General features: G+C 68.0%; 19 protein-coding genes. 5 read left to right on the plus strand and 14 right to left on the minus strand.

Annotated elements, in window-relative coordinates; translation table 11 throughout:
• Positions 1–30: 30 nt before the first annotated feature.
• Genes ALIDE2_RS12430 through ALIDE2_RS12450 form a run of 5 tightly spaced genes read right to left on the minus strand, consistent with a single transcriptional unit; the run spans position 31 to position 8,192 of the window.
• Positions 31–1,167, minus strand: coding sequence for an NAD(P)/FAD-dependent oxidoreductase (locus ALIDE2_RS12430; protein ID WP_013722202.1), 1,137 nt, complete (start codon positions 1,165–1,167; stop codon positions 31–33).
• Positions 1,164–2,456, minus strand: a complete 1,293-nt coding sequence (locus tag ALIDE2_RS12435; RefSeq protein WP_013722203.1) for an NAD(P)/FAD-dependent oxidoreductase — start codon at positions 2,454–2,456, stop codon at positions 1,164–1,166. Before ALIDE2_RS12435 ends, ALIDE2_RS12430 begins: the two co-directional genes overlap by 4 nt.
• 42 nt (positions 2,457–2,498) lie before the next feature.
• Complete coding sequence (locus tag ALIDE2_RS12440; RefSeq protein WP_308411486.1) at positions 2,499–3,863, minus strand: TolC family protein; 1,365 nt, start codon at positions 3,861–3,863, stop codon at positions 2,499–2,501.
• 53 nt (positions 3,864–3,916) lie between these two features.
• On the minus strand, positions 3,917–7,150 hold the full coding sequence (locus ALIDE2_RS12445) for an efflux RND transporter permease subunit (RefSeq protein WP_013519131.1): 3,234 nt from the start codon (positions 7,148–7,150) through the stop codon (positions 3,917–3,919).
• Between the two features lies 1 nt (position 7,151).
• Entirely contained in the window at positions 7,152–8,192 is a 1,041-nt protein-coding gene (locus ALIDE2_RS12450) for an efflux RND transporter periplasmic adaptor subunit (RefSeq protein WP_013722204.1), read from the minus strand.
• Between the two features lie 99 nt (positions 8,193–8,291).
• Between ALIDE2_RS12450 and ALIDE2_RS12455 the strand changes: the two genes are divergently transcribed.
• Positions 8,292–8,630: an ArsR/SmtB family transcription factor gene (locus tag ALIDE2_RS12455; RefSeq protein ID WP_013519133.1), complete on the plus strand. Its 339-nt coding sequence runs from the start codon at positions 8,292–8,294 to the stop codon at positions 8,628–8,630.
• 401 nt (positions 8,631–9,031) lie between these two features.
• Here the strand turns inward: ALIDE2_RS12455 and ALIDE2_RS12465 are convergent, their stop codons facing one another.
• Genes ALIDE2_RS12465 through hisD form a run of 7 tightly spaced genes read right to left on the minus strand, consistent with a single transcriptional unit; the run spans position 9,032 to position 15,729 of the window.
• Positions 9,032–9,817, minus strand: a complete 786-nt coding sequence (locus tag ALIDE2_RS12465) for an HpcH/HpaI aldolase family protein (protein ID WP_013519134.1) — start codon at positions 9,815–9,817, stop codon at positions 9,032–9,034.
• Between the two features lie 35 nt (positions 9,818–9,852).
• Complete coding sequence (locus ALIDE2_RS12470; protein ID WP_013519135.1) at positions 9,853–10,551, minus strand: RraA family protein; 699 nt, start codon at positions 10,549–10,551, stop codon at positions 9,853–9,855.
• Positions 10,552–10,560: 9 nt separating this feature from the next.
• Complete coding sequence (locus ALIDE2_RS12475) at positions 10,561–11,577, minus strand: Bug family tripartite tricarboxylate transporter substrate binding protein (protein ID WP_013519136.1); 1,017 nt, start codon at positions 11,575–11,577, stop codon at positions 10,561–10,563.
• A 24-nt stretch (positions 11,578–11,601) separates the two neighbouring features.
• Positions 11,602–12,594, minus strand: coding sequence for a Bug family tripartite tricarboxylate transporter substrate binding protein (locus ALIDE2_RS12480; RefSeq protein ID WP_013519137.1), 993 nt, complete (start codon positions 12,592–12,594; stop codon positions 11,602–11,604).
• Between the two features lie 14 nt (positions 12,595–12,608).
• Entirely contained in the window at positions 12,609–13,649 is a 1,041-nt protein-coding gene (locus tag ALIDE2_RS12485; protein ID WP_013519138.1) for a LacI family DNA-binding transcriptional regulator, read from the minus strand.
• Entirely contained in the window at positions 13,646–14,407 is a 762-nt protein-coding gene (locus ALIDE2_RS12490) for an SDR family NAD(P)-dependent oxidoreductase (RefSeq protein ID WP_013722205.1), read from the minus strand. Before ALIDE2_RS12490 ends, ALIDE2_RS12485 begins: the two co-directional genes overlap by 4 nt.
• A 2-nt stretch (positions 14,408–14,409) precedes the next feature.
• Positions 14,410–15,729, minus strand: a complete 1,320-nt coding sequence (hisD, locus tag ALIDE2_RS12495; RefSeq protein WP_013722206.1) for a histidinol dehydrogenase — start codon at positions 15,727–15,729, stop codon at positions 14,410–14,412.
• Positions 15,730–15,955: 226 nt separating this feature from the next.
• Here hisD and ALIDE2_RS12500 point away from each other — a divergent pair, with 226 nt between their 5' ends.
• Genes ALIDE2_RS12500 through ALIDE2_RS12510 form a run of 3 tightly spaced genes read left to right on the plus strand, consistent with a single transcriptional unit; the run spans position 15,956 to position 17,838 of the window.
• Positions 15,956–16,561: a class I SAM-dependent methyltransferase gene (locus tag ALIDE2_RS12500; RefSeq protein ID WP_013519141.1), complete on the plus strand. Its 606-nt coding sequence runs from the start codon at positions 15,956–15,958 to the stop codon at positions 16,559–16,561.
• Between the two features lie 10 nt (positions 16,562–16,571).
• Positions 16,572–17,240, plus strand: coding sequence for a tRNA-uridine aminocarboxypropyltransferase (locus tag ALIDE2_RS12505; protein WP_013722207.1), 669 nt, complete (start codon positions 16,572–16,574; stop codon positions 17,238–17,240).
• A gap of 16 nt (positions 17,241–17,256) precedes the next feature.
• A complete protein-coding gene (locus ALIDE2_RS12510; RefSeq protein ID WP_013519143.1) occupies positions 17,257–17,838 on the plus strand; it encodes a peroxidase-related enzyme in 582 nt (193 codons plus the stop codon).
• A 64-nt stretch (positions 17,839–17,902) separates the two neighbouring features.
• On the opposite strand, the gene ALIDE2_RS12515 is transcribed toward ALIDE2_RS12510, so the two are convergent.
• Positions 17,903–19,639, minus strand: a complete 1,737-nt coding sequence (locus tag ALIDE2_RS12515; protein ID WP_013722208.1) for a phosphoethanolamine transferase — start codon at positions 19,637–19,639, stop codon at positions 17,903–17,905.
• 4 nt (positions 19,640–19,643) lie between these two features.
• Positions 19,644–20,372, minus strand: coding sequence for a phosphatase PAP2 family protein (locus ALIDE2_RS12520; protein WP_013519145.1), 729 nt, complete (start codon positions 20,370–20,372; stop codon positions 19,644–19,646).
• Between the two features lie 133 nt (positions 20,373–20,505).
• On the opposite strand from ALIDE2_RS12520, the gene ALIDE2_RS12525 reads away from it, so the two are divergent.
• Entirely contained in the window at positions 20,506–21,180 is a 675-nt protein-coding gene (locus tag ALIDE2_RS12525) for a response regulator (protein WP_013519146.1), read from the plus strand.
• The last annotated feature ends 1 nt before the right edge of the window (position 21,181 follow it).

The following is a 21,181-nucleotide window of genomic DNA, read 5'->3' on the forward strand; positions in this document are numbered from 1 at the left end:
GGTTCTCCTAATCGAGGTGGTAAAGCGGAATCAGCGGTACTGGCGCAGGTAGCGCCGTTCGAAGGCCCGTTTGGCCCAGTGCATCAGGCGCAGCGGCGGCAGCACCAGGGTGCGCTGCGGGTTGCGCAGCACCAGGGTGCCGTGGGTGCCGGTGTCGATGATGCAGGCCAGCTCGGGCACGAAGCCGGCCTGCTGCGGCCGGCCGGCCAGGCCGTCGAGCAGGTTCTGCGCCGCGGCGCGCGCGTGCAGGTCGGCCATGTGCGCCTGCTTGGGCGCCCAGTCGGGGCCGGGAAAGCTGCCCGAGTCGCCGACCACGTAGCAGTGCTGCCAGCCCTCGACGCGGCATTGCGCGTCGGCGCGCACCAGGCCGCCGGGGGAGCGGGGCAGGGTGGTGGCGTCGAACCAGGCGTTGCCGGTCATGCCGGGCATGAACAGGATCAGGTCGGCGCGGATCTCGCCGCCCTCGGTGACGACCTTGCCGGCCTCCAGGCGCACCATCTTGTGGCCCAGGTGGGTGGTGATGCCGCGGCGTGCCATCTCGGCCAGCAGGCCCTGCACGGTCTTGGCGCCCAGGCGCGCGCCGGGCTCCCGGCTGGGGTTGAAGAACACCAGCTCGAAGCGCTCGCGCCGGCCCTCGCGGCGCAGCTGTGCGTCGATGCCGAACAGGAACTCGAACATCGGCCCGCCGCGCACCGCCTGCTGCTCCTGCGGGTTGGCGGCAAAGCCGACGGCGATGGTGCCGCCCTGCATGGCGCGCAGGCGGTCGCGGATTTGCTCCGCCGCGGCGATGCCCTCGCAGGGCGTGATGGCGTGCTCGATGCCCGGCAGCTTCTTGATGAAGCGCCCGCCGGTGGCGATCACCAGCGCGTCGTTCTCGACCGCGCCGCCGGTGGTGTGCACGGTGCGGCCGCCGTCGTCCAGCCCCGTCACCTCGGCGGCCACGTGGCGCACGCGCATGCGCTCGAAGAACGGCGCCAGCGGCACGATCAGGTCTTCGCGCCGGCGCAGGCCGCCGGGTATCCAGATGATGCTGGGCAGGTAGTGCAGCTCGGCACGCGGCGCGACCACGGTGATCTGCGCCCGGGCGTCGCGCCGGCGCAGCTCGCGCACGCAGGACAGGGCGCCGAAGCCGGCCCCCAGGATGGTGATGCGCGCCGGGCCGGTCATGGGTGCGTGTGCTTTTCCAGGCGCTCGATGCCCAGGGCTTTGAGGACGTGCTTTTCGTAGATCGGCTCGGCCGTGCCGTGCTTCATCTTGTACATGAAGTACTTCTCGAAGCCGACCTTGGCCAGGTGCACCCACTTGCCCTTCTTGAACCAGTTGACGTTGCGCGGCGGGATCTGCGGCAGGGCGACGAAGGCCGCGCCGGTGTCGCCCATGTCGGCCAGGCAGATGGCGTTCCAGGTGGCGCGGGCCGTGGCCTGCTCGGGCTTGCCGGCGAGCTCGGCGGCGATGTTGTGCACGATGGCCGAGACCATGGTCTCGATCATGTAGCCGGTCTTGGGCGCGCCCGTGGGCACGGGCGTGGCCTCCACCGGCGGAATGGCCACGCACACGCCGGCCGAGAAGATGTTGCGGTACTTCTTGCTGCGCTGGTATTCGTCGATGAGCACGAAGCCGCGCGGGTTGCACAGGCCCTCCACGGCGGCCACCGCGTCCACGCCCTTGAAGGCCGGCAGCATCATGCTGAACTTGAAGGGCAGCTCGTGCTCCTTCTTCGGCTGGCCGGCCTCGTCCATCTCGGTGACGAACATCTTGCCGGCCTCCACGCGCGTGGTCTTGGCGTTGGTGATCCACTTGATGTCGAAGCCGCGCAGCTCGCTCTCCAGCAGGCTCTTGGAGTCGCCCACGCCGCCCAGGCCCATGTGGCCGATGTAGGGCTCGCTGGTGACGAAGGTCAGCGGCACCTTGTGGCGCAGCTTGCGGCGCTGCAGGTCCTTGTTGAAGATGAAGGCGAATTCGTACGCCGGCCCGAAGCACGACGCGCCCGGCATGGCGCCGATGACGGCGGGGCCCGGGTCCTGCAGGAACGCCTGGTAGTCGGCCCAGGCCTTTTCGGCGTGGTCCACGGTGCAGATGGACTGCGTGTGCCCGTCCACGGGGCCGGCGCCGGGCACTTCGTCGAAGGCCAGCTTAGGGCCGGTGGTGATGACGAGGTAGTCGTAGGCCAGGCGCTCGCCGTTCGCCAGCTCCAGCGCGTTGCCCGCGGCGTCGATGCGCTCGACCCGCTGGGCGATGAAGGCTATGCCCTTTTTCTCCAGGCTGGGGGCGATGGGCAGGGTGGTGTCCTTGCGCTCGCGCCAGCCCACCGCCACCCAGGGGTTGGAGGGCACGAACTGGAAGTACTCCACCGCGTTCACCACGGTGATGCGGTGCGACGCGCCCAGCGTCGCGCGCAGCTCGTAGGCGGCGGGCATGCCGCCGGTGCCTGCGCCAAGAATCACGATATGGGCCATGGTTGTCTCCTCGTCTCGGGGGTGGTGAATCGGTAGTGCGCCTCAAGGCGCGCCGGCCAGCGCCTGGCTGGCCTGGCGCAGCACGGCTTCGTCGAGCTGCCCGGCCAGCTGCGCCAGTTGCAGCCTGTGCAGCAGCAGCGCGCTGCGCGCCTGGGCCAGCGCCAGGCGCGTGGCGGCGGTGTCGTTGTCGGCGTGCAGCACGTCGAGCAGCGTGCGGTGGCCCACTTCGTAGCCGGTGCGCGTGGCGTCCTGGCGCGCCAGTGAGGCGGCCAGCGCCTCCTGCAGCGCCTGCACGCGCTGGGCACCGGCCTGCAGGCCCAGCCAGGCGGCGTGCACCTGGCGGCCTACCTGCTCGCGCGTGGCGTCCAGCTGCGCCTGGGCCTGGTTCCACTGCGCCAGGCTTTCCTCTTCCTTGGCCGAGCGGTATCCGCCGGTGTACAGCGGCACGGTGAGCTGCACGCCCAGCATGGCGCGTGTGTCCTTGTTGCGCGCGCCGCCGCCGAAGTCGCCACTACCCGAGAGGCGGTCCTGCGCGGCCTGCGCGACCAGTTCCACCCGGGCGCTGGCGGCGGCGCGGTGTTTGTCGGCCTCGGCGCGGGCGACGTCGGCGGCGAGCTGCTGCAGGCGTATGCCGGGGTTGCCGGCATCGGCCTGTTCCTGCCAGACGGCCAGCGCCTGCGCGGCGCCTGCCCATGCGGCGGCGGGCAGGCGGGCATCCAGGCTGGCCGCGGGCAGGCCCGTGGCGTCGGCGAGCTGGCGGCGCTTGACGTCCAGGTCGGCCTGCGCGGCCAGGCGCTGGGCCTCCAGGTTCGCGCGCTGCGCGCGCGCCTCGTGCACCGCGGTGATGGGGGCGGCGCCCATGTCGAAGCGGTCCTGCGCCTCGGTGGCGGCCTTCTGTACGGCGTCGAGCTGCCCGTCGAGCACGCGCAGCGCTTCCTGCGCCACGGCCAGGTCGAGGTAGCGCTGCGCGGTGCGCAGCATGGCGGCCTGCTGCGCGGCCCGCCACTGCCAGTCGTCCATGTCGGCCTGCAGCGCGAGCTGCTGCTGCTGGGCGCGGCGCTCGGGGTTGTAGAGCGGCTGGCTGGCCTGCAGCGCGATGCGCGTGGCCGTGCCGCCGTGCACCGAGGTGCCGAAGTCCACGCCGTTGCTCTGCCCCATGCCGGGCGCGGAGAACTGCGCGCCGCGCATTTCGGTGTCGCTGCTGGCCACGCCGGCCGATGCCGTCATGGCCACGCCGGGACGCCACAGCGCGGCGGCCTGGTCGCGCCGGGGCTGGGCCGCGCCGTGGGCGGCGCGCGCCACGGCCAGCTCGCGGTCGTTCTGCCAGGCGGCCTGCCAGGCCTCGATCAGGTCGGTCGCCCGGGCGGCGGGGGCGATGCACAAGCCCAGGGCGACATATAACCCCAAATGGGCTCTTGCGCCCTTGTGCCAAGCGCTAGCAGCTATTTTTTTGATAGTCATCATTGCGCCGCTCCCTGGCCGCGCACCCGGTCCACGTGGTGGCGGTAGGCCATGAAATACAGGATGGGGATGACCACCAGCGTGAGCACGGTGGAGACGGCGATGCCGAAGATCAGCGAGATCGCCAGGCCGTTGAAGATGGGGTCGTCGAGGATGAAGAAGGCCCCCAGCATGGCCGCCAGCCCGGTGAGCATGATGGGCTGGGCGCGCGTGATGGCCGACTGCACGATGGCTTGCTTGAACTCCATGCCGGAGCGCACCTGCAGGCGTATGAAGTCCACCAGCAGGATGGAGTTGCGCACGATGATGCCGGCCAGGGCGATCATGCCGATCATGCTGGTGGCGGTGTACTGCGCGCCCAGCAGGGCGTGGCCGGGCATGACGCCGATGATGGTGAGCGGAATCGGCGCCATGATGATCAGCGGCGTGAGGTAGGAGCCGAAGTGCGCCACCACCAGCAGGTAGATCAGGATCAGCCCCACGCCATAGGCCGCGCCCATGTCGCGGAAGGTCTCGTAGGTGATCTGCCATTCGCCGTCCCACTTGAGGCCGTAGCCGCGGTAGGGGTCGCTGGGCAGGCTGATGAAATACTCCTCGATCCTGCCGCCGTCGGGCGCGGTGATGTCCGCGATCGCCGCGCGCGCGGCGAACATGCCGTAGAGCGGGCTGTCCACCTTGCCCGCCATGTCGGCGACCACCAGGTTCACCGGCAGCAGGTCCTTGTGGTAGACGGGCTGCTCGCGCAGGGTGTCGGTGACGGTGACCAGCTCGCGGATCGGCACCGTGCCTCCCTGGCTGGTGCGTACGGGCAGCTGCAGCAGCTGGTCCAGGCTGCCCTGCTGCTCGGCGGGCAGCCGCAGCACCACGGGCGTGGGGTACTTGCTCGCATCGCGCAGCCAGGTCACGCTTTCTCCGGCCAGGCCCGCGTGCAGGGCGGAGACTATCGATCCCTGCGGCACGCCCATCAGCGCGGCCTTGCGCCGGTCCACCAGCACGAGCTTCCTTGGCGCATCGGCGATGGCGCTGTCGTCCAGATCCACGATGCCCCCGGTTTCTTGCAGCACTGCTCGCACTTCTTTGGCCACCTGGCGGCGGCCTGCGGCGTCGGGGCCGTAGATTTCGGCAACGATGGGGGAGAGCACGGGCGGGCCGGGCGGCACTTCCACCACCTTCACATTGGCGCCCAGCCTGCGGCCGATGTCCTGCAGGGCAGGGCGCACGCGCATGGCGATCGCGTGGCTCTGGTCCTTGCGCTCGTGCTTGTCCAGCAGGTTGACCTGCAGGTCGCCCACCTCGCCGCCGCTCCTCAGGTCGTACTGGCGCACCAGGCCGTTGAAGTTGATGGGGCCGGCCGTGCCCGCGTAGGCCTGGTAGTCGGTCACCTCGGGCACGGTGGCGAGATAGGCGCCCAGCTCGTGCAGCACGGCGGCGGTCCTCTCGGGCGGCGTGCCCGCGGGCATGTCCACGATGACCTGGAACTCGCTCTTGTTGTCGAACGGCAGCATCTTGAGCTGCACCCAGCCCAGCACGGGCAGCACCAGCGATACGGCGATCAGCCCCGCCACTGCCAAGCCCAGCAGGCTGCGGTTGCGCCGGCCGTGCCGGTCGTCCAGCAGCGGGCGGAAGATGCGCGTGAACACCGGCGCGAGCCTGGCGGCCAATCCCGTGTGCGCCTGCGCCTGGCCGCCATGGCCTTTCATCCACAGCCGCGCCAGCCAGGGCGTGACGGTGAAGGCCACGGCCAGCGACAGCAGCATGCCCATGCTGGCGTTGATGGGGATGGGCGCCATGTACGGCCCCATGAGCCCGGTGACGAAGGCCATGGGCAGCAGCGCCGCGATCACGGTAAAGGTGGCCAGGATGGTCGGCCCGCCGACCTCGTCCACCGCGCCGGGTATGAGCTGCAGCAGCGTCTTCTCGGGGTGCAGCGCCTGGTGGCGGTGGATGTTCTCGACCACCACGATGGCGTCGTCCACCAGGATGCCGATGGAGAAGATCAGCGCGAACAGCGACACGCGGTTGAGCGTGAAGCCCCAGGCCCAGGAGGCGAACAGCGTGGCCGTCAGCGTCAGGCCCACGGCCACGCCGACGATCAGCGCCTCGCGCCGGCCCAGGGCGACGAACACCAGCGCGACCACGGAGGCGGTGGCGAACAGCAACTTCTGGATGAGCTTTTGCGCCTTGTCGTTGGCCGTGGCGCCGTAGTCGCGCGTCTCGGCCACCTGCACGTCGGCGGGGATGACCGTGCCGCGCAGCTCGGCCGCGCGCTGCATCACCGCGCGCGCCACGTCGATCGCGTTGGCGCCCGCCTTCTTGGTGACCGCCAGCGTCACCGCCGGGTATTCGCTGGCCTTGCCGTCCTCGACCTGCGCATGCCAGACGTAGCGCGTCGCGGGCAGCGGGCCGTCCTCCACCCGGGCCACGTCCTTCAGGAACACCGGCTTGCCGCCGCGGTTGCCGACGACGATGTCGGCCACCTCCTGCGCGTGCGCGAGGAAGGGCCCGGCCTCGATGGACACCGACCGGTCGCCCGAGAGCAGCTCGCCCACGGGCAGCCCCTGGTTGGCCGACTGCAGGGCCTGGCGCAGCGCGTCCACGGTCACGCCGCTGCCGGCCATGCGCGCCGCGTCCAGCTCCACGCGCACGGCGCGGCCGGGGCCGCCCACGGTCGCCACAGTGCGCGTGCCGGGCACGCGCATCAGCTCGGCCTCCATGCTGTGCGCCACGCGTTCCAGCGCAAAGGCGCCCGTGTCCTGGTCGTGGCTGTACAGCGTCAGCGTGACCACGGGCACGTCATCGATGCCCTTGGGGCGGATGATGGGCTCCATCGCGCCTAGGCCGCGCGGCAACCAGTCGGCGTTGCTGCGCAGCGTGTCGTGCAGGCGCACCAGCGCGTCGTTGCGGTGCACGCCCACCTTGAACTGCACCGTGAGCACCGCCACGCCGGGACGCGAGACCGAGGTCACGTGCTCCACGCCCAGCATCTGCGACAGCACCTGCTCGGCCGGCGTGGCGATCATCTGCTCCACGTCCGCCACCGACGCGCCGGGGAAGGGCACGATGACATTGGCCATGGTCACGTCGATCTGCGGCTCCTCCTCGCGCGGCGTGACCAGCACGGCGAACAGGCCCAGCAGCAGCGCCAGCAACGCCAGCAGCGGCGTGATCTGCGCCGCCTGGAAGGCCTGGGCGATGCGGCCCGAGATCCCCAGGGAATGCTTGCGGTCGTCCATGTCAGCGCACCTTCGCCGCAGCCTGGGGCTCGAGCGCCACCTGGTCGCCCGCACGCAACCCGCTCAGGACCTCCACCATCTCGCCCTGGGGCAAGCCCAGGCGCACCTGGCGCAGCTGCGGCTGCCCGTTGCCGCCGCGCACGTACACGCCCGTCATCTCGGCGCGGCGCACCACCGCCTTGGCGGGCACCAGCACGCGCGCGCCGGCATCCGCCTCGCCGCCCTGCCACCACAGGCGCGCGAACGAGCCGGGCAGGGCGCCCGGCAGGTCGGCAGGCAGTTGCACGCGCACCGGCACGGTGTGGCTCAGCGGGTCGGCCGTGGGCAGGACCTGAACCTGTGCGGCAGCAATATCCAGGCGCTTGTCCATCAGGCCGGGAAGCTCCACCTGCACGCCGCCGCCGGAACGCAGGCGCTGGGCCTGCTCCTGTGCGAGGGACGCCGTCACGCGAAGCAGCGCGGGGTCGTACACCGACACCAGCGGTCTGCCCGGCATGGCCATGTCGCCCAGCGCAACGGGCACGCCGGCCACCACGCCGGCATAGGGCGCCCTAAGCACGTGCAGGCCCGACTGGGTCGCCGCCACGCCGGCCTGCGCCTGCAGCGCCTGCACCTGCGCCTGGGCCGCCCGCCACTGCGCCTCGGCGGCATCGAGCGCCGCCTGGCTGATGTAGCGCTTGGCGAACAGCTGCTTCTGGCGCTCGTATTCCTTGCCCGCGACCTGCAGGCTCGCCTGCGCCGCCGCCACCTGCGCCTGGCTGGCGGCCGCGCCCTGGCTGGCCATGCGCGCGTCGATGCGCAGCAACTCCTGGCCCGCCCGCACCCGGTCGCCGGCCTTGACATGCAGGGCGATGACCGCCCCCGCCACCTGCGCCGACAGCAGGGTGTCGCGCACGGCCTCCACCTTGGCGTCGCTGCTGAGCCAGCCGGCCTGGGTCGGCTGGACCGCGTGATAGGTCAGCGGGGCGGGCTCGGTGGCCTGCACGAACGGCAGCCCCGAGAGAGCGGCAAGCACGGGAAGCAGCCAAAGGCGGTGGCGCATGAAATCCTCTCCTGCAATGTTTCGTTAATTATTTAATCAATCAGCTAATTAGTCAATAATGTATCATGATGGGCAAGCACCGAACACTTGGAGCACGTGATGAAGGAATTGCCCCCCGAAGCTCTGGAGCAGGTCGCCGCCTATTTCCAGGTGCTGGCCGAGCCCACGCGCCTGCGTATCCTCAACCTGCTGCGCCAGGGCGAACACAACGTGGGCGAGCTGGCCCAGGCCTGCGGCTACACGGCGGCCAATATCTCTCGGCACCTGTCACTGATGACCAAGCAGGGCATCGTCGCCCGCGAGGGGCGCGGCACCAGCGTCTACTACCGCCTCACGGACGAATCGGTCGATGCCCTGTGCGACCTTGTCTGCGGCAACATCGCGCGGCGGCTGGAACAGGCCTCGGAGACGAACAGCGCCTTCCGGGCGAGGCTGTGAAGCAGGAGACGCAGATCCTCGCGGCTCATGTAGTCGCGCTTGAAGGTGTTGACGAAGCTCTCGGCCAGGCCGTTGCTCTGCGGGCTGCACACCGGTGTGTTGATCGGCTTGAGCCCCAGCGACGGTCACAGTGACCTTGCCGTCGTGAACCCGGCTCGAATGCCGACGCTTGGGCGCCTTGGGCAGCAGCAGTTGATGCCGCGCCATGACCCGGTAGATACGCGATGGACCGTGTCCGGAGATTCAGGGGGCTATCTCACTTGTGTACTCGGCAGTCGCAAGAGCGGCGGACTCGTCCAGCTAATTTAATTTAACATAATATACATCGTATATAGTAAATATAACGTCTGCAGCTCGGGTGCCATGTCATGCGCCCCCCTGTTCAAGGGCGCCGGGCTGCATCAATACTGGATGGAGATGCCATCCTGTCCACGACTAGCGGCTTTACGCAGGGCCTGGGTGATGATGCTGGTCGCCACGTTGGCAAAGTAGCGTGCCCCCCAGGCGGCGTACTTGTCTTCGGCCTCGGGTGTCAGAGCAACCGTCCCGGCGCACTTACCGGTCGAGGCGATCGCACGCAGCGCCTTTTCTATGGCTGCCTCCACCGGTTGCGAAGTCCAGTTGTTGTCGTATCCCATCGCATGCGCAAGATCGTTCGGGCCAACGAATACCGCGTCAACGCCCTCCACGGAGGCGATGACCTGGGCGTTCTCTACACCCTCGGGCGTCTCGATCATGGGGATGAGCGCTATGCCTTCGTTGCTGCGGGTGGTGTGCTCCATTCCGCCAAAAGCGCCATATCCCGCGGCACGCGAACTGAAGGCGCTGCCACGACGCCCCACCCTCGGATAGCGCACCTGTTCGACAAGTTCGCGTGCTTGCGTGGCCGTGCTGACCATGGGGATTTGCACCGCCCCCGCTCCCATGTCGAGCACACGCGATAGATCATGGGGCAGGCAGCGGACTACGGCAATGATTCCGCTGGCCCTTGCCGCCCTGAGCATGTTCTCGGTGGTTTCGAGGTCTGCGCATCCATGCTCGTTGTCGATGATGATGAATTCGAATCCGGCGTAGGCGCACATTTCGACGATGGCAGGACTGGGCAGGCCACTGAAGACCCCCCTTAAACGGCTATTACCGCGCAGCAATCCGGACAGACGGGTATCCAAGGGATGACGGATTTCCATGGGCTCAACAGGTATGAAGGAATAGATAAAGGAGGTCAGTGGATTTCATCGGCATGAAGCATCGCTTCTTCGAGCATGCCCAGGTCGAACTTGCCGCTGCGTGCGGCCTCCAGCAAGGGCGCCTCCTTGCGCTTGACCAGGTCGATGCACTCCGGCATCTGCTTCAGGTACCGAGGCGCGATGATCACGGCGCCATGCCGATCGGCATGAATCAGGTCGCCATCGTTCACCTGGAGACCGAACACCTCCACGGGTTGCCCGAAATCGACGATGTGCACGTGCGCGTGCGACGGCCCCACGCTGCCGGCAAGGATCGGGAAGGTGGGCGAAAGGTCCCCGATGTCGCGCACGGAGCCATTGGTCAGGACGCCGCCGACGCCCAGCCCCTCGTGCACGGCGGAATTGACCTCGCCCCAGAACGAACCCGTTCCTGGCCGATCGTCCATGTCCTGCATGACGACGATGACGGGCCCCTGCGGATGGCTCGCCACATGCCGGTAGTACGCCAGGCGCGTGCCACGCATCGTGGCGGCGTCAAGCTGGGACGGCGTGCTGGCGCGGATGCGGGCCGTCCGGGCGATGCCCACCATAGCCGGCAGCGGCTTCGGCGCGGCAACGAGGGCGCCGTAGGTGAAGCCATGCGCCACGCGGCTTCCCATCGCGATTTCGAGGGCGTTGCAGATGGTCGGCGTATCCACCGCACGCAGTGTCTGGATGAGTTCGGGCGTCAGCATGCGGATGCCTCAATCGATGGCAAGGTTGTTGGCCTTGATCAGGTTCGAAAACTTGACCGTCTCCTCGCGGATGAATTGGCGGAAGGCATCCGCCGTCATGGGCCGTGGCGAGAAACCCTGCGCGGCCATGCGCTCCTTCACCCCTTCGCTCTTCAGAACCGCGACCACTTCCTTGTTGAGGAAGGAAACGACGGGTGCCGGAGTACCCGCCGGTGCCAGCAAGCCCAGCCACGTGACGGCCTCAAACCCTGGCACACCGGCTTCGTCCAGGGTGGGCAGGTCAGGCTGGAGGGGCGTTCGCTTGCGGCTGGTCACGGCCAGCGCTGTCGCCTGCCCGTTCTTCGCGAATGCCAGCGCCGTAGCCATGTTGTCGAACTGCATGTCGATCTGGTTGCCTGCCAGATCGACCAGCGATTGGCTGCTGCCCTTGTATGGCACGTGCACGGCCTTTGCGCCGATGCGCTCCAGCATCATCAACGTGGTCAGGTGCTGCGAGGTGCCGTTGCCGCTGGTGCCATAGGAAACCGCATCCGGCTTGGCCTTGATGGCGGCAACCAGTTCCTGCACATTGCGCGCGCCGGACTTTTTGCTTGCCAGCAGCACCAGGGGGGTGTCGGCCAATTCGGTGATCGGGGCGAAGTCCTTCTCGACGTCGTAACTGATTTTCTTGAGCAGATGAGGATTCACCGCCAGGGCAGTCTGCGTGCCCAGCAACAAGGTATAGCCGTCGGGCTTGGCGCGCGCGACATATTCGGTACCGATACCACCGCCCGCTCCTGCCTTGTTTTCGACCACCACGGCGGTTCCCCAGCGCTTGCCGAGTTCATCCGCGATGAGCCGGCCGATGATGTCGGTAGCGCCGCCGGGAGCGAACGGGACCACGATCACGACACGGCCCGTATGGGGATAGCCCTGCGGGCCGGCGGTCTGCGCAAAAGCAGCCACACTGCCCAGGGATGCGCCCAGCACGGCGGCCTTCAAGGCCGACAGCACGCGGCGGCGCTTGAACTTGAACGAATCGAACATGGATGTCTCCTTCAGGGTTGCGGTTTACTCGGCCTTGATCCGCGCGTCGCGGATGACCTTTTCCCACTTGGCGATCTCGGAGCGCTGAAAGGCGGCGAACGGCTCGGCGGTGCGCCCGTCGGGCTCGACCCCCAGGTTGCGCAGTCTCTCCTGCATGTCCGGGCTGGCGACGATGGCGGCTATTTCCTTGCCAAGGCGTTCCACGATCGGTTTGGGCGTGCCCGCCGGGGCGAACACGCCCTGCCAGGACTGCATCTCGAAGCCCGTGACCCCGGCCTCGTCAAGGGAAGGCACGCCCGGCAGGCTGCGCAGCGCTTTCTTCGATGTGACGCCCAGCACCTTGACGCGCTTGCCGTCGATCATGGGCCTGGCGGCGGCCACGGTTTCGAACACCATGTCGATCTGCCCGCCTACGAGATCGACCATGGCCTGCGATCCCCCCTTGTAGGAGATCTGACGCAACTTGGTCCCCGTGAGGCTCTGGTAGAGCTGCCCGGAGAGATGCTGGGAAGTTCCGGCGCCGGCAGTCCCATAGGTCAGGCTTTCCGGCCTGGCCTTGAGCTCCGCCGTGATTTCCGCTACCGAATTGAAGCGGCTGCCGGCGGGCACGACCAGGACATTGCTGACCATGCCGACCAGATTGACGGGCGCGAAATCCTTGACCGGGTCATAGCCCAGGTTCTCGTTGAAGAACGGGTTGACCGCATGCGTGGTGATGGTGCCGCCCATGATGGTGTAGCCGTCGGCCGGAGAACGCGCGGCCGCCTGCGTGCCGACGATGCCCGAGACTCCCGGACGGTTCTCGACCACGACCGGCTGCCCCAGGCGTTCGCCCAGCTTCTGCGCGATCAGGCGCGCGACGCCGTCCGAAACCCCACCCGTGGAAAAAGGCACGATGTACCTGACGGGCTTGCTCGGCCAGGCCTCCGTCTGCGCCGAGGCAGACTGCCATCCGATCGTGGAAACCATTGCCAGGGCCAGGCCAATGGAGCGGCGGCGCAGTTGATTGATAGACACGGAAGTAATTCCTTTCATTGATGGGATTTCGCGGTATCGGGAGATGGGTGGAGTCGGACCGAATCGCGTTCGACAATCCGGCAAGGAACGATCACGTTGCGGGAATTCACTTCGCCCTGCATCTGTTCATGCAGCAGGTCCACCGTGGCGGAAACCATGTCCTCTACGCTTTGGACCACGGTAGTAAGACGATAGGAACCCCACGCTGCCTGGGGCACGTCGTCAAAACCGACCACCCCGACATCCTCGGGAACCCGTAGACCCAACTCCAGCCGCAGCACGTCCATGGCGGCGATGGCCATGTGGTCGTTGGCCACGAACACAGCATCGGGGTATGGGCCGCTGCAGAACAATTTGCGCGTGGCTTCCTGCGCACCGGAAAAGCTGTAGTGGCCAACTTCCCGGCGGTACGGCGCAAGGCCCGCCTCCTCCAGCACATCGTTGAAGCCTCGTTCACGCTCCTGGTTCGTCGAGGAGTTCTCCAGGCCCGCCAGGAAAGCCAGGCGCCGGTATCCCCGCTCCAGCAATAGCTCGGCGACCATGCGGCCGCCGAGATAATTGTTCGACGTCACGGAACTGGTGCTATGGCGAGCCAGCGCGCTCGTATCCGGCACGCGGTTGAACAACACCACGGGCACGCCGGCATCGGCACAGGTTTTCGCCAATGCGGTCGATAGCGTGGTGGACGCCATCACGATGCCGTCCACCTGGTATTGCAGGATCTCGGTGAGCACGGCATCCGCTTCGTCGAGGTCGCTGATGAACATGAGGACGTGATAGCCCTGCTTCTGCAGTTTCTGAGACAGTTTCTCGATCACCAGTGGGTAGAACTGGTTTTCGAGGTAGCTCATCACGAGTGCGATGATCCGGCTGCGCCGGGTGATGAGGCTGCGCGCCAGCGCGTTCGGCCGGTACCCCAGGGTCTGGGCCGCCAGCATGACCTTGTTGCGCGTTTCCTCCGAAACGCTGGCGCCGGGCGTGAACGTGCGGCTGACCGCCGACTGCGAAACCCGCGCGAGGCGCGCGACATCCTGCGCCGTGACGTTGAGCTTCATGCTGCGGTCCAGCCGCCATCGAGCAGCAGCGCGCTGCCGGTCATCAGGCTGGAGGCATCGCTGGCGAGGAAGACGAAGGCCCCCATCAGTTCCTCCATGCGCCCCAGGCGCCCCAGCGCGATACGCTCCGTGACCCATTGGCGGAACCCCGGCTCCTGGAACATGGCGGCGGTCATGTCGGTCTCGATGAACGTCGGGCACACCGTGTTCACGCGGATGCCCGCCGCGCCAAGCTCCCACGCCAGCGCCTTGCTCATGCCCTCGACGGCATGCTTGCTCGCGCAGTACAGGGTGCGCCGCAGGCTGCCCACATGCCCCATCTGCGAAGACACGTTGATCACGCTGCCGCGGATGCCCTCGGCGGCCATGCGCCGCGTCACCGCGCGCGTGACGTAGAACGCGGCCTTCACGTTGAGGTCGAGCACCGCGTCGATGTCCTCGTCTTGCAACTGCGCCAAGGGCTTGGGCCGGTTCATGCCCGCGTTGTTGACCAGGACGTGGAACGCCCCCTGCCCCGCCAGCTGTTCATCCACGGCCCGCGAATCGGTCACGTCCAGGACCATGTAGTCGCACTGGCCGCCTTCGCCGCGCAGGCGGCCGCAGGCATCGCGCAGTTCGTTTTCCGAGCGCGCGGCCAGGGTGACGGCGGCCCCCGCCTGCGCCAGAGCCGCTGCTGCCGCCAGGCCAATGCCGCGGCCCGCGCCTGTGACCAGGGCGCGCTTGCCGTCCAGCCTGAAACTGGGAGTGCGCGGCAGCATGCTCAGGCCTCGGCCGGCACGGGCCGGTACCAGGGCACGTCGGCCCGTGTGCCATAGCGGCGCACGCGCAGGTTGGCCTGCTCGCCATGCCCCACGAAGTTCTCCATGTGGCACAGGCGCGAGCAGTATTCGCCCATCAGCGCGCTGGCCTCGTCCGTCAGCACTTTCTGGTATGTGCAGGTCTTGAGGAACTTGCCCACCCACAGGCCGCCCGTATAGCGGGCCGCCTTGTTCGTGGGAAGGGTGTGGTTGGTGCCGATGACCTTGTCCCCGAAGCTGACGTTCGTGCGCGGCCCGAGGAACAGCGCCCCGTAGTTGCTCAGGCGGTTGAGGAAATAGTCCGGATCGCGCGTCATCACCTGGACGTGCTCGGACGCCAACGCGTCGGCCTTTTCGAGCATTTCCGCGTCGCTGTCGCAGACGATCACCTCGCCATATTCCGCCCAGCTCTGCGCCGCGATCGCGGCCGTCGGCAAGATCCTGAGCTGGCGCTCCACCTCGGCCATGGTCTCCTTGGCGAGTTTCTCACTGGTCGTCAGCAGCACGGCGGGCGAGGTCGGCCCATGCTCCGCCTGGCCCAGCAGGTCCACGGCGCACATCTCGGCATCCACCGATTCGTCCGCGATCACCAGCGTCTCCGTAGGCCCCGCGAACAGGTCGATGCCGACGCGGCCGAACAACTGCCGCTTGGCTTCGGCGACGAACATGTTGCCCGGTCCGACCAGCATGTCCACCGGCGCAATGCTCTGCGTTCCCACCGCCATCGCCACGACCGCCTGCACGCCGCCGAGCACGAGGATCTCGTCCGCCCCCGCCATGTGCATGGCCGTGACGATGGCCGGATGAGGCTTGCCCTGGAACGGCGGAGCGGTGGATACCACGCGCCTGACACCCGCCACCTTGGCCGTCAGCACGCTCATGTGCGCCGACGCGAGCAAGGGATACTTGCCGCCGGGGATGTAGCACCCGACGGCATTCACCGGAAGGTGCTTGTGGCCGAGGATGACGCCCGGGTGCGTCTGCACCTCCACGTCCTTCATCGAGTCGCGCTGGATCTGCGCGAAGTTGCGCACCTGCTTCTGGGCGAATGCGATGTCCTCGATCTCCCGCGCGGACAGGCTCTTGCGCGCCGCGTCGATTTCAGCCTGGGACAAACGAAAGTCCGCAGGATCCCATTGATCGAACTTGCGGCTGTATTCCCGCACGGCCTCGTCGCCGCGGAGCTCGATGTCCTTGATGATGCATTCCACCGTTGCGCGCACCTTGGCATCTTCTTCTGCACGGACTTGCATGGCCTTGCCACGCTTGAGATATCTGATCATGTGGATCTCTTCCAGGGGTTGAGTTGCATACGAATGCAACGTACTTTTGAGGTGTTGCAATCGTATGCAAATAGGGGTTTTCCCCAGGAGTGCGACCAGCGCACCGGGCGAGTCCGGCAATCCACTCGACGGGGAAGCCTGCGATCGCCGCCCGCCGCCGCAAACCCGCGTGCGCCATACTCCCCGCTCGCGGCGCCATCCCGGCGCCTGTTTCCCAGGAGCATGCGTGCAATCGGCGAGCGAGCTGTGGTTTGACGAGGCGTATTACCAGCGCTACTACTTCGACAAGAAAACCAGCGTGGTGGACCCGGCCCATGCCGAGCGGCTGGGGGCCTTCGTCTGCAGCTACCTGCACTACCTGCGGGTGCCCGTGACGCGGGTACTGGACATGGGCTGCGGCATCGGCCTGTGGCGGGACATGGTGGCGCGGCATCTGCCAGGTGCCCGCTATCACGGCGTGGAGTACAGCGCCTATCTGTGCGAGCGCTTCGGCTGGGAGCGCGGCTCGGTGGTGGACTACCAGGCCGGCGAGCCCTTCGACTTCGTGATCTGCCAGGGCGTGCTGCCCTACCTGGGCACGCAGGACCTGCGGCGTGCGCTCGACAACCTGGGCCGGCTGTGCCGCGGCGCGCTGTACCTAGAGGCCGTGGCGCGCGAGGACTACGAGCGCGACATCATCGACGAGGACCTGACCGACCCGCGCCTGTACCGCCACCGCGCGACGCTGTACCGCCGGGGCCTGGAGCCGCATTTCATCGACATGGGCGGCGGCCTGTGGCTGAGCCGGCAGGCGCAGGTGCCGCTGTTCGCGCTGGAGTCTCCGGGCCAGTAGCGCCAAGCCCATGGCCGCGCCCCCTTTCCGCCGCAGCACCTGCGCGCGCTGCATGCGCCCCGGCGCGGCCTGCCTGTGCGCCGCCGTGCGGCCCGTGTCGCACCGGGTGCAGGTGCTGATCCTCATGCACCCGCTGGAGCTGCACCAGGCCAAGGGCACGGCACGGCTGCTGCACCTGTGCCTGCAGCACAGCCGCGTGGTCGTGGGGGAGACGTTCGACCCCGATGCGCTGGCTCAGGCGCTGGCGGCGCCGTGGAGCGATGCGGACCGCCTGGCGCCCCGCCGGGCCGTGCTGCTGTACCCGCCCTCGCCTCCCGACCCGCAGCACCCCATGCAGGCGCCGCCGCCGCATTGGCTGGACGCGCCCGATCTGCTGCGGCTGGTGCTGCTGGACGGCACCTGGCGCAAAAGCCGCAGGATGCTGTGGGGCAATCCCCTGCTGCAGGCCCTGCCACGACTGGCGCTGCACGCGCCGCCTGCCTCGCGCTACGCCATCCGCAAGGCGCATGCGCCGCACCAGCGGTCCACGCTGGAGGCCGCGCAGCAGGCGCTGCTGCAGCTGGAGCCCTCCAACCCGGACATCGCCGCGTTGGGCGCCGCCATGGAGGCCTTCATCGCCCAACAGCGGGTGCACTGGCCCGCCGCGCGCTCGGCTATGCTCGACCCGCCCGATCCATGAATCCGAGGAGACCCCTGTGGCCCAGCGCTATCCCTTCCCCGACCTGAACGCCCTGCCCGAGGACATCCGCGCGCGCATCCTGGAGGTGCAGGACAAGGCGGGCTTCATCCCCAACGTGTTCCTGGCCTTCGCGCGCCGGCCGGCCGAGTGGCGCGCCTTCTTCGCCTACCACGACGCGCTCATGCTCAAGGAGGACGGCAGCCTGACCAAGGGCGAGCGCGAAATGATCGTCACTGCCACGAGCGCCGCCAACCAGTGCCTGTACTGCGTGGTGGCCCATGGCGCCATCCTGCGCATCTACGAAAAGAACCCCCTGATGGCCGACCAGGTGGCCGTGAACCACCGCAAGGCCGCCATCAGCCCGCGCCAGCGCGCCATGCTGGACTTCGCCATGAAGGTCAGCCAGCGCGCGCACGAGATCGAGGAGGCCGACTTCGAGGCGCTCTACCCCCATGGCTTCGACGACGAGGACATCTGGGACATCGCCGCCATCACGGCCTTCTTCGGCCTGTCCAACCGCATGGCCAATTTCGCCGGCATGCAGCCCAATCCTGAGTTCTACCTGATGGGCCGGATGCCGCGCGAGAAGAAGGCCTGAGCCGATCAAGCGCTATTGAATAAATAGCTGATTGCGCTTGCCAATCAAGCCTTTCAGGCACCTTTCATTTGAAAGCCAGCGCCGTGTCGCGGCAACCGTCGAAGGCGTCTAGCGGGTGCCGGTACGAGGGCGAGCGCACGTCCAGCAGGCCCAGCATGGTGTGGTACAGGTTGTCGTGCGTGAGCCGGGCGTCTGCGCCGGCGCGCAGGCAGGCGGCTGACAGGCGCTCGCGGCGCAGCAGGGCGTCGTCCAGCCACGCCACCATGGGCACGTGCTTCTGCACGTCGGGCGCCATGCCGTAGGGCATGCCGTGCAGGAACAGGCCGTACTCGCCCAGCGACTCGCCATGGTCGCTCAGGTACAGCATGCCCGTGTCGTACCTGGCGCCCTTCTCGCGCAGCCAGTCGATGGTTTTTCCCAGGAAGATGTCCGTCGCGACGATGGAGTTGTCGTATGCGTTCACCAGCTCGCCGTGGGCGCAGTCGGCCAGCACCTCGGTGCGGCATTCGGGCATGAAGCGCTTGGCCGCGCCGGCCGAGCGCTTGTAGTACGCCGGTCCATGGCTGCCCATCTGGTGCAGCACCAGCAGCACGCCGCGCTCGCGCTGCGCCGCGGGCATGGCGGCCAGCCGCGCATCCAGGCCATGCAGCATGGCCTCGTCACGGCATTCGCCACCGTCGCACAGGCCCGCGCGCGCCCGTTCGTCCAGCCCCTCGGAGGCCACGGCGTGCGGTACCCGGTCGCACACGCCCTTGCAGCCTGACTGGTTGTCGAGCCACAGCACGGCCAGGCCTGCGGCCTGCACCACGTCGAGCAGGTTTTCATACTCGGCGTCGCGCGACTCGAACCCGCTCTTGCCCAGCGGCGAGAACATGCACGGCAGCGAGGCCAGCGTGCTCGTGCCGCATGAGTGCACATTGCGCCAGCTCATCACGCCCCGCCTGGCCAGTTCCGGCGTGGTATCCCGGCCATAGCCGTTGATGCCGAAATGGTCGGCCCGAGCCGTCTCGCCCACCACCAGGACGAAAAGCAGGGGCCTGGCCGCCGCGGCATAGGAATCGCCCAGCGCGGCCCCCTGCGTCATGGGCACCAGCGTACGGCTGCGCGCGAATACCGGCTGCATGGCGGACACGGTGGTCGAGTACAGGCTCGCCAGCGGGTTCATCAGGTAGCGCAACTGCGAATGGTTGCGCATGAGCGGCGCCAGGTCGCGCGAAGTGGCGGCCACCGTGCCCGCGGCCACGCCCAATGCCAGCGCCAGCATGGCCAGATTGCGCCACACCTGACGCAGCGGCCGCATGGCGGGGATGCGCACGCGCAGCAGCCACCACGTGGGGAGCAGCAGCACGGCCAGCACGGCCAGCAACATACGCAGGCTCAGCAGGTCGGCCACCTCGTGCGCATCGGTCTGCAGCACGTTGGCGGCCATACCGGGGTCCATGACCACGCTGTAGGTGAGCATGTAGTACTGCGACAGCGCTGCCACCAGCACCACCAGCCACCACAGCAGCTTCATGCCACGCGTCCAGGCAAGGAACGCGAAGATGGCCACCATGCCGCAGGCGATCAGAACCGCCAGCGCCGCCACCGAGCGCATGTACAGGCTGGGCGCTCCGCCGATGCGCGCGAGCTGCAGCCACAGCGGCCAGTTGGCCGCAAGCACCAGATAGACCGACAGGCGCAGCACCACCTGCTGGGCTGACAGGGGCGTGGAAAACCAGCCGTCCACCTGTCGCAGGATGCGGCGCAAGGGCCCGGGAGACAGTGGCGAAGTGCAAGCGCTGGAGGGTGTCTGGAGCATGGGGTTATCGTGGTCTGCGGTTCTGGGAAAAACGGAAGGCTTCGCTCAGCTTTGTGTCTGCGGCCAGAGAATAGTGCCGCGCATGCGCCAGCATGTCCGCCGCCAGGCCCACGGCCCAGCAGACCCAGGCCGTCCACAGTGTATGGCTCATGTAGTGCGCACCGCGCACCTGCTGCACCACGCCCAGCACCGTACCGATCAGCAACGCCGTCGCCAGCCACGCCCCCGCCACGCCGGGCGCCGCGCGGCGCAGCACGAACCAGCCCGCCACATAGGCAAACGCCGATGATGCGTGGCCTGCGGGAAAGCAGTGCCCAGGCCCCTGGTCGTGCATGCCCCACGCCCAATGTGAAACGTACTGCGCAACGCCGCCGAACTCGGCCAGGCTCCAGGGGCAGCTGGTGGCGCTCAGGCGCTTGAGCGCAGAAACCGCCAGCAGCCCCGCTGCGATGGACAGCACCAGCTGCCAGCGCTGCGCGACCACCATGCGACGCAGAAAACCCCAGGGCCTGAATACGCCAAGCACCAGCAGCGCGAGCAGCATGCCGCTGGCGTAGCGCGGCAACTCATGCATCAGCAGTACGACGGTGTGCTGGTTGCGCCAGGCGAAGCCCTGGGCCGAGCCGAACAGGCGCGCCAGCGGCAAATCGAACCCCATGGCATCCCACAGGACAAGCAGTGAAAACAGAAACAGCGTCAGCACCCACAGACGGTGCCGAGTCCAGACAAGCATGGAGGCAAGAGAAAGGCGTGCGAGCCACGGAGATTACAAAAACGGAGGCGTAGATTAGCCCACCGGCCTGAACGTTTCATGAACGACGGCGCGGACCTACACTTTCCCTCCTGACAAGCAATCGGGGAAATGCATGCGAGTGCTACTGGTGGAAGATGATGCGGCCCTGTCCGAGGCCGTGTGCGGCTACCTGCGCGCCAAGGCCTTCGTGGTGGACGCCGTGCCCAGCCTAGCCCAGGCGAGCGCCGCGCTGCACGCCGCCCAGTACGCCGCCGTGCTGCTGGACCTGCACCTGCCCGACGGCGACGGGCTCGGCCTGCTGCCGCAGGTGCGCTCGCTCAAACAGCGGCCCATCGTCATCGTGCTCACCGCGCGCGACCAGGTCAGCGACCGCATCCACGGCCTGGATGCCGGCGCGGACGACTACCTCGTCAAGCCGTACGACCCCGGCGAGCTGCTCGCCCGCCTGCGCGCCGTGGAGCGGCGACGCAACGCCGCCCACGTGCCGGTGCTGGCCCTGGGCGACCTGCAGATAGACCTGTCGCGCGAGCAGGTGCGCCGCGCCGGCGTTCCCATAGCACTGACCCAGAAGGAATGGGCGCTGCTGCGCGTCATGGCGACGCACCCCGAGCGCCTACACACTCGCGAGAGCCTGCAGGACGCGCTGTACGGCTTCGACGACGAGACCGACAGCAACACGCTGGAGGTCTTCGTCAGCCGCCTGCGCCGCAAGCTGGGGCGCGAGCACATCGAAACGCTGCGCGGCCTGGGCTACCGGCTGGTGCGCAGCTCCGCGCCAAGCGCATAGG

The organism is Alicycliphilus denitrificans K601 (genome assembly GCF_000204645.1).
Classification (GTDB): domain Bacteria; phylum Pseudomonadota; class Gammaproteobacteria; order Burkholderiales; family Burkholderiaceae_C; genus Alicycliphilus; species Alicycliphilus denitrificans.